Annotated in this window: 14 protein-coding genes; all 14 read left to right on the top strand. The window is 71.8% G+C overall.

Annotated features, from left to right (window positions below; translation table 11 throughout):
* Window positions 1–334 precede the first annotated feature (334 nt).
* Window positions 335–733: a phage holin family protein gene (locus tag ACWEQG_RS05925; protein WP_346228197.1), complete on the top strand. Its 399-nt coding sequence runs from the start codon at window positions 335–337 to the stop codon at window positions 731–733.
* A complete protein-coding gene (locus ACWEQG_RS05920; RefSeq protein ID WP_452282124.1) occupies window positions 730–1,635 on the top strand; it encodes a DUF3618 domain-containing protein in 906 nt (301 codons plus the stop codon). The genes ACWEQG_RS05925 and ACWEQG_RS05920 overlap by 4 nt, the downstream gene beginning before the upstream one ends.
* A complete protein-coding gene (locus ACWEQG_RS05915; RefSeq protein ID WP_452282123.1) occupies window positions 1,632–2,636 on the top strand; it encodes a YihY/virulence factor BrkB family protein in 1,005 nt (334 codons plus the stop codon). The genes ACWEQG_RS05920 and ACWEQG_RS05915 overlap by 4 nt, the downstream gene beginning before the upstream one ends.
* A gap of 451 nt (window positions 2,637–3,087) precedes the next feature.
* The gene (locus ACWEQG_RS05910; RefSeq protein WP_452282121.1) at window positions 3,088–3,606 is read left to right on the top strand and encodes a MaoC family dehydratase; all 519 of its coding nucleotides are present in this window, start codon (window positions 3,088–3,090) and stop codon (window positions 3,604–3,606) included.
* The gene (locus tag ACWEQG_RS05905) at window positions 3,606–4,766 is read left to right on the top strand and encodes an acyl-CoA dehydrogenase family protein (RefSeq protein WP_452282119.1); all 1,161 of its coding nucleotides are present in this window, start codon (window positions 3,606–3,608) and stop codon (window positions 4,764–4,766) included. Before ACWEQG_RS05910 ends, ACWEQG_RS05905 begins: the two co-directional genes overlap by 1 nt.
* On the top strand, window positions 4,763–5,200 hold the full coding sequence (locus ACWEQG_RS05900; RefSeq protein WP_452282117.1) for an HIT family protein: 438 nt from the start codon (window positions 4,763–4,765) through the stop codon (window positions 5,198–5,200). The genes ACWEQG_RS05905 and ACWEQG_RS05900 overlap by 4 nt, the downstream gene beginning before the upstream one ends.
* A gap of 88 nt (window positions 5,201–5,288) precedes the next feature.
* Window positions 5,289–6,194: a haloalkane dehalogenase gene (locus ACWEQG_RS05895; RefSeq protein WP_452282115.1), complete on the top strand. Its 906-nt coding sequence runs from the start codon at window positions 5,289–5,291 to the stop codon at window positions 6,192–6,194.
* 123 nt (window positions 6,195–6,317) lie between these two features.
* The gene (locus tag ACWEQG_RS05890; protein WP_452282113.1) at window positions 6,318–7,496 is read left to right on the top strand and encodes a sensor histidine kinase; all 1,179 of its coding nucleotides are present in this window, start codon (window positions 6,318–6,320) and stop codon (window positions 7,494–7,496) included.
* A gap of 122 nt (window positions 7,497–7,618) precedes the next feature.
* A complete protein-coding gene (locus ACWEQG_RS05885) occupies window positions 7,619–8,368 on the top strand; it encodes a LytR/AlgR family response regulator transcription factor (RefSeq protein ID WP_452282866.1) in 750 nt (249 codons plus the stop codon).
* A 19-nt stretch (window positions 8,369–8,387) separates the two neighbouring features.
* Complete coding sequence (locus ACWEQG_RS05880) at window positions 8,388–8,819, top strand: hypothetical protein (RefSeq protein WP_452282111.1); 432 nt, start codon at window positions 8,388–8,390, stop codon at window positions 8,817–8,819.
* 43 nt (window positions 8,820–8,862) lie between these two features.
* A complete protein-coding gene (locus tag ACWEQG_RS05875) occupies window positions 8,863–10,308 on the top strand; it encodes a sodium/solute symporter (RefSeq protein ID WP_452282864.1) in 1,446 nt (481 codons plus the stop codon).
* A 180-nt stretch (window positions 10,309–10,488) separates the two neighbouring features.
* Window positions 10,489–10,833: a DUF485 domain-containing protein gene (locus ACWEQG_RS05870; RefSeq protein WP_363465840.1), complete on the top strand. Its 345-nt coding sequence runs from the start codon at window positions 10,489–10,491 to the stop codon at window positions 10,831–10,833.
* The gene (locus tag ACWEQG_RS05865; protein ID WP_452282109.1) at window positions 10,830–12,440 is read left to right on the top strand and encodes a solute symporter family protein; all 1,611 of its coding nucleotides are present in this window, start codon (window positions 10,830–10,832) and stop codon (window positions 12,438–12,440) included. Before ACWEQG_RS05870 ends, ACWEQG_RS05865 begins: the two co-directional genes overlap by 4 nt.
* 188 nt (window positions 12,441–12,628) lie before the next feature.
* Window positions 12,629–13,234 (top strand): TetR/AcrR family transcriptional regulator, encoded by a 606-nt coding sequence (locus ACWEQG_RS05860; RefSeq protein WP_363465835.1) that lies wholly within the window; start codon window positions 12,629–12,631, stop codon window positions 13,232–13,234.
* Window positions 13,235–13,238: the final 4 nt, after the last annotated feature.

The following is a 13,238-nucleotide window of genomic DNA, read 5'->3' as shown; positions in this document are numbered from 1 at the left end:
GGAGCATCGGATGAAGAAATCCCAGGTAGCGGATTTCGCGGCCGATGCGGGCAAGGGTGAATCTGAACCGGTAGGATGGGAGCGCTCCCACAACAGGATTGTGGATTGGGCCCCCCGTATGTCAATGACAGGTTGCCGACGCCTCACCCGGTGATCCGGCCGCGCCGTGAGCCGGGGCCCCTTGCTGGTCTTTTGCCCCTCCCTGACAGATGTGGCGAGAATTCATAACTGAAACTTTCATCTGTAACGGCCCGGCCGTTCAGCCCGCCGAGGCCGGTGGTTAGGGCTCTCGGCTGCGGGTAGGCGCTTCCCAACCCTGGAAGGGAGGCAGGCCATGACCATCCAGAAGGAGTCGCTGTCCACGGGCGAACTCGTCCGACGGCTGTCCGAGGACGTCTCCCGGTTGATCCGCGACGAACTGCGGCTGGCGCGGCTCGAAATGACGCGCAAGGGCAAACGCGCGGGTATGGGCGCGGGCCTGCTCGGCGCGGCGGGTCTCATCGCGTTCTACGGCGGGGGAGCCCTCGTGGCCACGGCGATCCTGGCGCTCGCGCTGGTGCTGCCCGCCTGGGCCAGCGCCCTGATCATCGGCGCCGCGCTGCTCGCGCTCGCCGGGCTGCTCGCCCTGGTGGGCAAGGAGCAGGTGTCCCGGGCGGCGCCGCCCACTCCCGACGAGGCGATGCGCAGCCTCAAAGCAGACATCGACGTCATGAAGGAGAGTGCGCGCAGATGACCGAGACCGACCCCGGAGCGGCCCGGCCGAACGCCGGCGCCGTGGGGGTGCACAGACAGGACGTGTCCGAGCCGGTCACCGAGCCGGAGTCGCTGAACGCCGTGCGGCAGTCGCGGCCCGGTCCCGAGCCCGTCGCCGCGGCCCGGGACACCGAGACCAAGGGCGAGGACGAGAAGAAGGGCCACGACGAGATCGCCGAGGTCCGCCAGGAGATCGAACGGACCCGCGACCACCTCGGCGACACGATCGAGGCGCTGGCCGCCAAGGCCGATGTGAAGGCGCGGGCGCAGGAGCGCGTGCACGCGACCACCGCCGCCGCGCGGGCCAGGGTCGCCGAGGTCACCGGCCGGGTGCGCGACGTCACGCCGGAACCGGTGCGGGGAGCCGCCGGCAGGGTGGGTGAGCAGGCGAGGCGCCGTCCCGGCCTGGTCGCCGCCGCCGGAGCCGCGGGGACCGCGCTGCTGCTGCTGCGCCGCCTGATCGCCCGGAACCAGGGCAGTACGACGAGGCCGGGCATGTCCGGCATGTTCCAGAGGCAGGGCATGTCGTCGAGGATGCGCGGGTTCGGCGGAGGCCGCGTGGCCCGGGGGATGGGCAGGCTCGGGACCTCCGGCAAGATCGGTAAGCCGGCCGGCGGCTACCGGATGTTCGGCGCCAAGAAGAGGATCGGCGGCATGGGCCCGCTCGGCGGCAAGGGCGCGTTCAGTGGGAAGAGCGCCTTCGGCGGGCTGCGCATGCCCGGCCGTAAGCGCGGTTTCGGCGGGATGAACACGTTCGGCCGGAAGGCCATGTTCGGCGGCAGGGGAACGCGCGGCGTGTTCGGCAGGACCCGCATGTTCGGCGGCCGCCGGATGTTCCCGCAGGCACGTCACACGCTCATGCGGAGGTTCGCCCACCGATGACCGACCCCGAGGACGAGCAGGGGCCGCTCAAGAGGCTGTCGCGTCGCGACTGGATCGGAGTCGTCAAACGCACGGCCAAGGAGTTCAAGGAGGACAACGTTCCCGACTGGGCGGCCTCGCTGACGTACTACGCCGTCCTCTCGATCTTCCCCGGGCTGATCGTGCTGGTGTCGATACTCGGCCTGCTGGGCCATAGCGCCACGGAACCGCTGCTCGGGAACATCAAGTCGCTGACGCCGGGGCCGGTCCAGCAGATGCTCGAGACCGGCCTCGCCAACGTCCAGCAGCACCAGGGCACCGCCGGGGTGTTCGCGATCACGGGTCTGCTGCTCGCGCTGTGGGCGGCCTCCGGCTACATGGGCGCGTTCATCCGGGCGACCAACGCGATCTTCGACATCCGCGAGGGCCGTCCGTTCTGGAAGGTGACCCCGCTCCGGGTGGGGCTGACGCTCCTGCTGGTGATCCTGATGGCGGCCTCCGCGCTCGCCGTCACCTTCACCGGCCGGCTCGCCGAGATCGCGGGGGACCTGATCGGCCTCGGGCCGACGGCGGTCACGGTCTGGGGCATCGCCAAGTGGCCGGTCCTCGTGCTGCTCGCGGCGGGCATGATCACCCTGCTCTACTACGCGGCGCCCAACGTCCGCCAGCCCGGCGTGCGGTGGCTCAGCCCCGGCAGCCTGCTCGCAGTCGTGGCCTGGGTCGTGGTGTCCGCCGGCTTCGGGCTGTACGTCGCGCGGTTCGGCTCCTACAACAAGACGTACGGCACGCTCGCGGCCGTCGTCGTCTTCCTCGTCTGGCTGTGGCTGTCGAACATCGTCATCCTCTGCGGCGCCGAACTCGACGCCGAGCTCCAGCGCGGCCGCAGGATCGCGGATGGCGAGTCCCCGGCGGAGCCGTACGTCGACCCCCGCGACCCCCCGAAGAACCCCGAACCCGAGGAAGGCCTGAGCGAGGTGCCCGAGCCGCGGCGCGAAGCGCGCCAGGAGGCCGACGCGCCCTGAGGCCGCCCCGGCGCCGACGCGTCGGGAGTATCAGGAAGGCCCGGCCCGGCGCCGGGCCTTCCTGATGGCCGCAGGGGCCCCCGCCTTCTCTGCGGCACAGGAGAGGACGGGGACGGGCCCGGTCAGCAGCAGTAGTAGTCCGCGCTGGCCGGCGTGGCCGACGCCGCGGCGATCGCGGCGGTGACGCCGATGGACATGAGGGCGGTGAGAACGGCGGCGGCGATACGTCGGCGCATGACGAGCTCCTTTTTCGAGTCTCGGTTGGGGGATCTGTCGCGGGGCCCGGGCTCGGCCGCGTTCCACAGCGGTGGAGCCCGTGCGAAGCAGTCCCCACTGTTGGAGACCCGAGGCCCGTATGCCAGGTCTGTGCATGTCCGGAACTGTTCCGAACGTTGGAGAACCGGTGCCGTGGGTCCTCCTGTGGCGGGAAGATCCAGAATAGTATTCTGGTGTGACGGTCCATGAAGCCCGGATCGGGCGTTACTACGAGGACTTCGTGGTCGGCGACGTCTACCAGCACCCACTCGGCCGCACGATCAGCGAGCCCGACAACACCTGGTTCACGCTGCTGACGATGAACACCAACCAGAACCACTTCAACGCGCACTTCGCCGCCGGGTCTCCGGCCGGGAAGATCATCGTGAACTCGGGGCTCTCGGTGGCGATCGTGCTCGGGCTGTCGGTCATCGACGTCAGCCAGACGGCCATGATGAACCTCGGCTGGGACGAGATCCGGCTGACCCATCCGGTCTTCGTGGGCGACACGCTCTACGCCGAGTCGATGGTGGTGGACAAGCGCGAGTCGAATTCCCGGCCGTACGCCGGCATCGTCACCTGCCGGACCCGGGGGCTGAACCAGGACGGCGACGAGGTGATGTCCTGGCGGCGCGCGGTGATGGTCTACAAGCGTGACGCGCCACACGACAAGGGATACTTCCCGCGCGCCAAGACCGGCCCGATGGAGGCGTGATGGACTTCGAGCTGAACGAGGACCAGCGGCTGTTCCAGCGGACGCTGCGGGAGTTCGTGGACAAGGAGATCGTCCCCGTCGCGCCGGAGTGGGAGCGCACGGGCCGCTACCCGGCGGAGATCGTCGAGCGGTTCGCGCAGCTGGGGCTGTTCGGCGTCACGATCCCGGAGGAGTACGGCGGGCTCGACCTCGACCGCGTGTCGTTCGCCCTGGTCTTCGAGGAGATCGCCCGGGGCTGGATGGGCGTGGCGGGGGTGCTCGGCTCCCACTCGCTGTCCGCCTGGATGATCGCCAAGTACGGCACCGAGGAGCAGCGCCGCCACTACCTGCCCGGCCTCGCCACGGGAGCGCGCCGCACCGGGATCGCGCTCACCGAGCCGGGCGCGGGAACCGACCTGCAGGGCATCGCCACCCGGGCGGTCCGCGACGGCGACCACTACGTCGTCACCGGGACCAAGACGTGGATCACCAACGCGCGGCACGCCGATCCGCTGCCCGTCCTGGTGAAGACCTCGATCGAGACGCCCGCCCACCGCGGGATGTCGGTGCTGCTCGTGGACGCCGGCAGCGAGGGCCTGACCGTCAGCCGCGACCTGCCCAAGCTGGGCTACAAGGGCACGGAGACGTGCGAGGTGGTCCTCGACGGCGTGCGGGTGCCGGCGTCCCGGCTGCTCGGCGGCGTGGAGGGGCGCGGCATGCAGCAGGTGCTGTCGGCGCTCGAACTCGGCCGCCTCAACATCGCCGCCCGGGCTGTCGGCGTCGCCCAGTGCGCCTACGACGCGGCCCTGGGCTACGCCCGCGAGCGGCACGCGTTCGGGCAGCCGATCGCCGGCTTCCAGGCGATCCAGCTCAAGCTGGCCGACATGGCGACCGAGATCCAGGCGGCCAGGCTCATGACGTACTGGGCGGCCACGAAATCGGAGGCGGGGCCGGTGCGCAGCGAGGCCGCGATGGCGAAGTACTTCGCCTCGGAGGTGGCGCTGCGGGCGACGATGGAGGCGATGCGGGTCCACGGCGGGTACGGCTACTCGCAGGAGTTCGTGGTCGAGCGCCTCTACCGGGACGCGCCGCTCATGGCGATCGGCGAGGGCACCAACGACGTGCAGCGGCTGATCATCGCCAAGGCCCTCGTCGAGGGCGACGCCACCCTGGGCTGGTGACCGTGGACGGCTGCGTGTTCTGCGAGATCGCGGCGGGGGAGCGGCCCGCCCACGTGGTGCTGGACGACGAGGTCGCCGCGGCCTTCCTCGACGCCCGGCCGGTGTTCAAGGGGCACGTGCTCGTCGTGCCGCGCGGCCACGCCGAGACCCTGCCGGACCTTCCGCCGGAATCGGTCGGGCCGTTCTTCGGCCGGGTCCAGGCCGTCGTGCGCGCGGTCGAGACGGGCACCGGCGCGGCCGGCACGTTCGTCGCGATGAACAACCGGATCAGTCAGAGCGTGCCCCACCTGCACGTCCACGTCGTGCCCCGCAACCGCAAGGACGGCCTGCGCGGCTTCTTCTGGCCCCGGGTCAAGTACGACGGCGATGCCGAGATGGAGGACTACGCCGCCCGCATCCGCGCCGCGCTGGACGCGCCCGCGGGTTCTCACTGAAGCCCGGACCGCCCTGGCGCGGGGTCGCCCGCCCGCTCCGTGCCCCGCCGACTTTTCGTAACGAATCTACGTCGTAAAGGACTACAGCATGGATTTACTGCGCACCCCCGACGAGCGCTTCGCCGGGCTGCCCGGCTTCCCCTACGAACCCCGCTACGCAGAGGTGACCGGCGGCGCCCGGATGGCGTACGTCGAGGCGGGTCCCGCGGACGGCCCGCCGGTGCTGCTGCTGCACGGGGAGCCGAGCTGGTCGTTCCTCTATCGGCACGTCATCGCCGTGCTGGCCGAGGCGGGCTGCCGGGCCGTCGCCCCCGACCTGGTGGGCTTCGGCCGTTCCGACAAGCCGTCCCGCCCGGAGGACCACACCTACGCCCGGCACGTGGAGTGGGTGCGGTCGCTCGCCTTCGACGCGCTCGGCCTCGACGGCGTGACGCTGGTGGGCCAGGACTGGGGCGGGCTGATCGGGCTGCGGCTCGTCGCCGAGCATCCGGACCGGTTCGCCCGGGTCGTCGCCGCCAACACCGGCCTGCCGACCGGCGACATCCCGATGCCGGAGGTGTGGCACCGCTTCCGCGAGGCCGTCGAGAAGGCGCCCGTACTCGACATCGCCCGGTTCGTCCAGTCCGGCTGTGTCACCGAGCTGCCCGAGCCGGTGCGCCGGGCCTACGACGCGCCGTACCCCTCGGAGGAGTTCAAGGCGGGGCCGCGGGCGATGCCGGGTCTCGTGCCGATCACCCCCGACGACCCGGCCGCCCCCGCCAACCGCGCCGCCTGGGACACGCTCACCCGCCTCGACCTGCCGTTCCTCGTCGCGTTCTCCGACCGCGACCCCATCACCGGCGGCATGGCGCCGATCCTGAAGAAGTCCATGCGCGGCGCGGCCGGGCTCGACCACCCCGTCATCGCCGGGGCCGGCCACTTCCTGCAGGAGGACGCGGGCCGCGAGCTGGGCGAGGCGGTCGCCGCGTTCGTGCGGAAGACGGCCGCGCGGTAGGCGCCGTGTCCACCCGCCACCGCGCGCAGGCAGGGGCCCCGCCCGAGCGTCCCGGCGCGCGATCACGACCGTTCACCGCCGCGCGCGCGGGCGGGCGGCGGGCGGCGGGTAGGCTGCGGCGGCGTGGAACCGGTCGTCACCACGCTCGTCGTCGCCGTCCTCGTCGCCGTGCCGGCCGTCGTGCTGTGGCGGGTGCTGCGCGGCCGTCGCGACCTCGGCAGCAGTCCCGCCGAGCGGGCGACCTTCGAGACGCTGCACACCGCGTCGCTGGCCGCGCCGCCGCTGCGCGCGGGGCTCACCCAGGCCGGGGCGCTCAAGGCGTCGCGGCACCTGCGCGAGCTGCTCGGCTCCCCGGCCATCGCCGTCACCAGCGTGGAGGGGCTGCTGGTCTACGACGGGGTGGGCGACCACCACGCGGCCGACGCGTTCGAGCACGCCGCGGAGACGCTGAAGGACGGCCGCACCCAGGTGCTCGCGCTCGACTGCGCGCGGCCCGAGTGCCCCGTCAGGCACGCCGTCGTCGTCCCGCTCACCACCGACGACCGCGTCGTCGGCTCGCTCGCGGCGTACGGCGACCACGCCTCGGCCGGGCTCGTGCGGGCGGCGCAGGAGGTCGCTCGGTGGGTGGACTCCCAATTGGAGCTGGCCGAGCTCGACCGTTCCCGGACCATGCTGATGGAGGCGGAGGTCCGGGCGCTGCGGGCGCAGATCTCGCCCCACTTCATCTACAACTCGCTGACCACCATCGCGTCGTTCGTCCGCACCGACCCCGAGCAGGCCAGGGAACTGCTGCTGGAGTTCGCCGACTTCACCCGCTACTCCTTCCGGCGGCACGGCGACTTCACCACCCTGGCCGAGGAGCTGCGCTCGATCGACCGCTACCTCACGCTCGAGCGGGCCAGGTTCGGCGACCAGCTCCAGGTCACGCTGCGCATCGCGCCGGAGGTGCTGCCCGTGGCCGTGCCGTTCCTGTGCCTGCAGCCGCTCGTGGAGAACGCCGTACGGCACGGCCTGGAGGCCAAGCCGGGGGTGGGCCGGATCACGCTCGTCGCCGAGGACGCGGGCGCGGAGTGCGTCATCACCGTCGAGGACGACGGCGTCGGCATGGACCCCGAACGGCTGCGGCGGGTGCTGGCGGGGGAGGACCGCTCGGGCGCGGGCGGCATCGGCGTGGCCAACGTCGACGAGCGGCTGCGCCAGGTCTACGGCGACGAGTACGGCCTCGTGGTGGAGACCGGCGAGGGCGCCGGCACCAAGGTCGCCGTACGGGTGCCCAAGTATCACCCCGGCGTCCAGGCCTGAGCCGAGGCTCGTTCCCCTCGCGACCGCGATCCGAGCCGTGATGCGGTCGTGATGAGGAGGCGTTGACTTCCGCACGTTCCGGTCATCACTCTCTTATGGATCGGTCGGTGAGAGGGGTGATCGTGAGCGGTCTGCGGGTTCTGGCGGTGGACGACGAGCAGCCCGCGCTGGAGGACGTCGCCTACCTGCTGCGCGCGGACCCCCGCATCGGCGACGTGCTCACGGCCCGCGACGGAGCCGCCGCGCTGCGGCTGCTCGACCGCGCCATCGCGGACGGCAAGCCGGTGGACGCGGTCTTCCTCGACATCCGCATGCGCGGGCTCGACGGGGTGGTGCTGGGGCGGCTGCTGACCCAGTTCAGCCGGCCCCCGAAGATCGTCTTCGTGACGGCGTACGAGGCCCACGCCGTCGACGCGTTCGAGCTGAAGGCCGAGGACTACCTGCTCAAGCCCGTACGGCCGGAGCGGCTGGCCGAGGCGATCCGCCGGGTGTGCGGCAGCCGGGGCGAGCCGGGGGAGGGGCCGCAGGCGGACACGATCCCGGTCGAGCTGGGCGGCGTCACCCGGTTCGTGGCCAGCACCGAGGTGCGCTACGTCGAGGCGCAGGGCGACTACGCGCGGCTGCACACGGCGACCGGCAGCCACCTGGTCCGCATCCCGCTGGCCACGCTGGAGGAACGCTGGGCGTCGGCCGGGTTCCTGCGCGTCCACCGCAGTCACCTCGTCGCGGTCAAGCACATCGACGAGCTGCACATCGACTCGGGCAAGTGCGTGGTGCGGGTGGGCGACACCGAGATCCCGGTGAGCCGCCGCCACACCCGCGAGCTGCGCGACCTGCTCGTCCGCCGGGCCAGGAAGGGCCAGGCCCGGTGAGCGCCGCGGAGCCTGGGCGGTGACCGGCAAGCCCCGCAGGGCGGCGACGGGCGCGCGCGGGCAGGGCGAGGGGACGGCGCCGGGAGGCAAGCCCCGCAGGGTGACGGTGACCAGCCCTCGCACGGCGGCGGCCCGCAGGCCGCGGCATCCGCTCACCCGGGAGATCGACGAGCAGACCCGCCTGGGCGAGGTCTACATGGGCTCGCTGGTGCGGACCCAGTTCCGCCTGGCGTTGTTCGTGTGCACCGTGCTGGCCTGCGTCGTGGGCGGCCTGCCGCTGCTGTTCCTGCTGGCCCCCGAGTTGCGCGCGGTCCAGCTGCTCGGGCTGCCGCTGCCGTGGGTCGTGCTCGCGGGGCTGGTCTACCCGGCGCTCGTCGCGGGCGCCTGGCTGTACGTGCGGCAGGCCGAGCGCAACGAGCGGGACTTCGCCGACCTCGTGGAGCGCCGGTGAGGACGGCACGCCGGTGAGCCAGATCGCCGCGGTCGTCCTGGTGATGCTGGCGACCGTGCTCATCGGCGCGTTCGGCATCCGGATGTCCCGCACCACGTCGGACTTCTACGTCGCCTCGCGCACGGTCTCGCCGCTGTGGAACGCCTCGGCGATCGGGGGCGAGTACCTGTCGGCGGCCTCCTTCCTCGGCATCGCGGGCCTGATCCTCACCTTCGGCGCGGACATGCTGTGGCTGCCGGTCGGCTGGACCGGCGGTTATCTCGTGCTGCTCGTGCTGGTGTCGGCGCCGCTGCGGCGGTCGGGGGCCTACACCCTGCCCGACTTCGCCGAGGCGCGTCTGGAGTCGATGGCGGTGCGGCGGCTGTCGAGCGTGCTCGTCGTGCTCATCGGCTGGCTGTATCTCATGCCGCAGTTCCAGAGCGCCGGGCTGGTCTTCCGTACGATCACCGGGGCGCCGCCGTGGGCGGGCAGCCTGCTGGTGGCGGTGGTGGTCGCCACCAACGTGCTGTCGGGCGGCATGCGGTCGATCACCTTCGTCCAGGCGTTCCAGTACTGGCTGAAGCTGACCGCTCTGGCGGTGCCGCTGGCGTTCATGCTCGTGGCCTGGTGGTCCGACGGCACGCCGGGGCTCGCCCCGGGGGACGAGTGGGCGCTGCCGCTGCACGGGCGCGAGCATCCGGTCTACGAGACGTACTCGCTGATCCTCGCGACGTTCCTCGGGACGATGGGGCTGCCGCACGTGCTCGTCCGCTTCTACACCAACCCCGACGGCCGGGCCGCCCGCCGCACCACGCTTCTCGTGCTGACGCTGCTCGGCGCCTTCTACCTGATGCCCGCCGTGTACGGCTACCTCGGCCACGTCTACGGCATGCCGGAGAGCGACACGGTGGTCATCGCGCTGCCCGGCCGGCTGGTCGGCGGGCCGGTGGGCGAGTTCCTGACCGCGCTGGTGACCGCGGGGGCGTTCGCGGCGTTCCTGTCGACGTCGTCGGGGCTGACGGTGTCGGTCGCCGGGGTGATCGCGCAGGACATCCTGCGCGGCGGGGTGCGCGCGTTCCGCGTCGCGACCGTGCTCGCGGTGCTCGTGCCGCTCGCGCTGGCCGGGGCGGCCCGGTCGCTGCCGGTGGCGACGGTCGTGGGGCTGGCGTTCGCCGTGGCCGCCTCGTCGTTCTGCCCGCTGCTCGTGCTGGGCATCTGGTGGCGCAGGCTGACGACGGCGGGCGCGATGGCGGGGCTGCTGGCCGGCGGAGGGCTGGCCTGCGCGGCGGTCGTGGTCACCATCACCGGCGGACCGCACACCGGCTGGGCTGGGTCGCTGCTGGCCCAGCCGGCGGCCTGGACGGTGCCCGTGTCGTTCACGGTCATGGTGGTGGTGTCGCTGCTGACGCCGTCGCGGGTGCCGCGCGGCGTCGCGCGCACCATGGTCCGCCTGCACACCCCGGAGACGCTGAACGTCGACCGCGGGGACTGGCACCCGCGGTACATGTAGGTCGTCCGCCGGTGTCCGCCGGACCGCTCGGCGCGTGCAAACGACCATTCGTCGCACGGACGCGCCATGTGAACGAGCGGGCGGTACGGCTGGGCGACGCGGCGGGCATCGGGACTCGTCGGCGCACGCGTCGCACTCCTACGTTGAAGTGATTCAGATCACTATGCCGGAGGAGATCTTGTGACCGTCCAGCACGATCCATCGGTTTATGAACGTATACAGGCGGGTGAGCCGTTCCAGGAGCTGCGCCGTCGCTACCGTTCCTGGGCCTTCCCCATGACCGTCGCCTTCCTGGCGTGGTATCTGCTCTATGTGGTGCTCTCCGGGTTCGCCCGCGACTTCATGGGCACCAAGCTGTTCGGCAACATCAACGTCGCCCTCGTCTTCGGCGTGCTGCAGTTCGTGTCGACGTTCCTGATCGCCTGGGCGTACTCGCGGCACGCTGCGGCCAAGCTCGACCCGATCGCCGACGAGCTGCGCGCCGAGGCCGAGAGCCGCGACGAGGTCGGGGAGGGCACCAAGTGAGTCACGAGACGCTGTCCACGATCCTCTTCGTCGTCTTCGTCGCCGGCACGCTCGGGATCACGTTCTGGGCCAGCCGCAACACCAAGAGCGCGTCCGACTTCTACGCCGGCGGCCGGTCGTTCAGCGGCCTGCAGAACGGCCTGGCGATCGGCGGCGACTACATGTCGGCCGCGTCGTTCCTCGGCATCGCCGGCATCATCGCGCTGTCGGGCTACGACGGCTTCCTCTACTCCATCGGCTTCCTCGTGGCCTGGCTGGTGGCGCTGCTGCTCGTCGCCGAGCTCATGCGCAACTCCGGCAAGTACACGATGGCCGACGTGCTGGCGTTCCGGATGTCGCCGCGCCCTGTCCGTACGGCGGCCGGCGTGTCCACGATCGTCGTGAGCATCTTCTACCTGCTCGCGCAGATGGTCGGCGCGGGCGCGCTCGTCGGCCTGCTGCTCGGCGTCCACTCCGCGGCCGGCAAGATCTGGACGATCATCGCGGTCGGCCTGCTGATGATCATCTATGTCGTGTTCGGCGGCATGAAGGGCACCACCTGGGTGCAGATCGTCAAGGCCGTCATGCTGATGGTCGGCGCGGCGCTGATCACCCTGCTCGTGCTCGGCAAGTTCGGCTTCAACCTGTCCGGGCTGCTCGGCGACGCCGCGAGCGCGAGCGGCAAGGGCGAGGCGTTCCTCAAGCCCGGTCTCAAGTACGGCACGGACGCCCAGGGCGTCTGGGGCAAGATCGACCTGATCAGCCTCGGCCTGGCCCTGGTGCTCGGCACCGCCGGCCTGCCGCACGTCCTCATCCGCTTCTACACCGTGCCGACCGCCAGGGACGCCCGCAAGTCGGTCATGTGGGGCATCGGCATCATCGGCGTGTTCTACCTGCTGACGCTGGTGCTCGGCTTCGGCGCCGCGGCCGTGGTGGGCTCGAAGACGATCGCCGAGGCCGACAAGGCCGGCAACACGGCGGCCCCGCTGCTCGCCCAGCAGGTGGGCCAGGACCTCTTCGGCGACGTCGGCGGCACGGTCCTGCTGGCGGTCATCGCGGCGGTCGCGTTCGCGACGATCCTCGCGGTCGTCGCGGGTCTGACCCTCGCGTCCTCCTCCAGCTTCGCCCACGACCTGTACGCGCACGTCTTCAAGCGGGGCACCGCCACCGAGCGCCAGGAGGTCGTGGTCGCCCGCGTCGCCGCATTCGTGATCGGCGCGGTCGCGATCGCGCTGAGCATCTTCGCCCAGTCGCTCAACGTGGCCTTCCTCGTCTCGCTGGCCTTCGCGGTGGCCGCGTCGGGCAACCTGCCGGCGATCCTCTACAGCCTCTTCTGGAAGAGGTTCAACACGGCGGGCGCGGTCTCGGCCATCTACGGCGGCCTGATCTCCGCCGTGGTGCTGGTGATCTTCTCGCCGGTCGTCTCCGGCGCGCCGACGGCGATGTTCCCCGACGCCGACTTCCACCTGATCCCGCTGTCGAACCCGGGCATCTTCTCGATCCCGATCGGCTTCCTGTGCGGCTACCTCGGCACGATCCTGAGCAAGGAGTACAACGCTCCGAAGTACGCCGAGATCGAGGTCCGCTCGCTGACCGGCCTCGGAGCCGAGAAGGCCACGAGCCACTGACACCGGTTCCCGGCCGTACGTCGCCGGCCTTCCGGCGGTGCCACCCACCGCCGCCGGGGGCCGGCACCCCCATACGCCCGGCCGCGCCTCGCTGCGCCACCCACCGCAGCCCGGCGCGGCCGGGCGTATGCGTGCCCTGTCCCTCGCGTCATGGTGTTGGGGCACCCGCTCTGGTTATGGTTCGGTCCGTGGACAGCCCTCTCCAGACGGCCAAGGCCTGGTCGCGTTCGCGCTCGCGGAGAGGGACGCTGCCGCCCGACGGCGACGCCCGCACCCGCATCCTCGACGCCGCCGAGGAACTGTTCGCGGGCGGCGGCTACGAGGCCACGCCGACCGCGCGCATCGCCGAACTGGCAGGCGTGCCCAAGGGCCTGGTCTTCCACTACTTCCCGCGCAAGATCGACGTACTGATCTCGCTGGTGGACGAGCGCACCGTGGTGGTCGAGGAGGAGGTCGAGGCGGTCCCCGGCGACGCGGCGGGCGCGCTGTCGCGGCTCGCCCGCAGGCTGCCGCTGCGCGCGTCCCCCGCGATGCGGCGCATCCTGTTCCGGGAGGCCGACACCCACCTGTCCGTACGGGAGCGGCTCGGCCGTCTCAACGCCGAGATCATCCGCCGGGCCAGGTTCGCCCTGGAGCTCGCCCTGCCGGGCGGGCGCGGTGACGCCGCACGGCTGGAGGCCGCCGCCGCGACCTTCGCCGCGGTCCTGCTCTACCAGGAGAGCATCTGCCTGCTCACCGGTCACCACATCGACCCCGACGCGGTCGCGGAGCTGATCGCGGGCGCCCTGCGCTGACGAG

This window comes from Microbispora sp. NPDC004025 (assembly GCF_053604425.1).
This window is presented reverse-complemented; position numbering and strand designations above follow the sequence as displayed.

Excerpts from the sequence above, each read along its gene's own strand:
- ACWEQG_RS05925 (WP_346228197.1), top strand. The coding sequence starts at position 335 with ATGACCATCCAGAAGGAGTCGCTGTCCACGGGCGAACTCGTCCGACGG.
- ACWEQG_RS05875 (WP_452282864.1), top strand. The coding sequence starts at position 8,863 with ATGCTGGCGACCGTGCTCATCGGCGCGTTCGGCATCCGGATGTCCCGC.
- ACWEQG_RS05920 (WP_452282124.1), top strand. The coding sequence starts at position 730 with ATGACCGAGACCGACCCCGGAGCGGCCCGGCCGAACGCCGGCGCCGTG.
- ACWEQG_RS05915 (WP_452282123.1), top strand. The coding sequence starts at position 1,632 with ATGACCGACCCCGAGGACGAGCAGGGGCCGCTCAAGAGGCTGTCGCGT.
- ACWEQG_RS05905 (WP_452282119.1), top strand. The coding sequence starts at position 3,606 with ATGGACTTCGAGCTGAACGAGGACCAGCGGCTGTTCCAGCGGACGCTG.
- ACWEQG_RS05895 (WP_452282115.1), top strand. The coding sequence starts at position 5,289 with ATGGATTTACTGCGCACCCCCGACGAGCGCTTCGCCGGGCTGCCCGGC.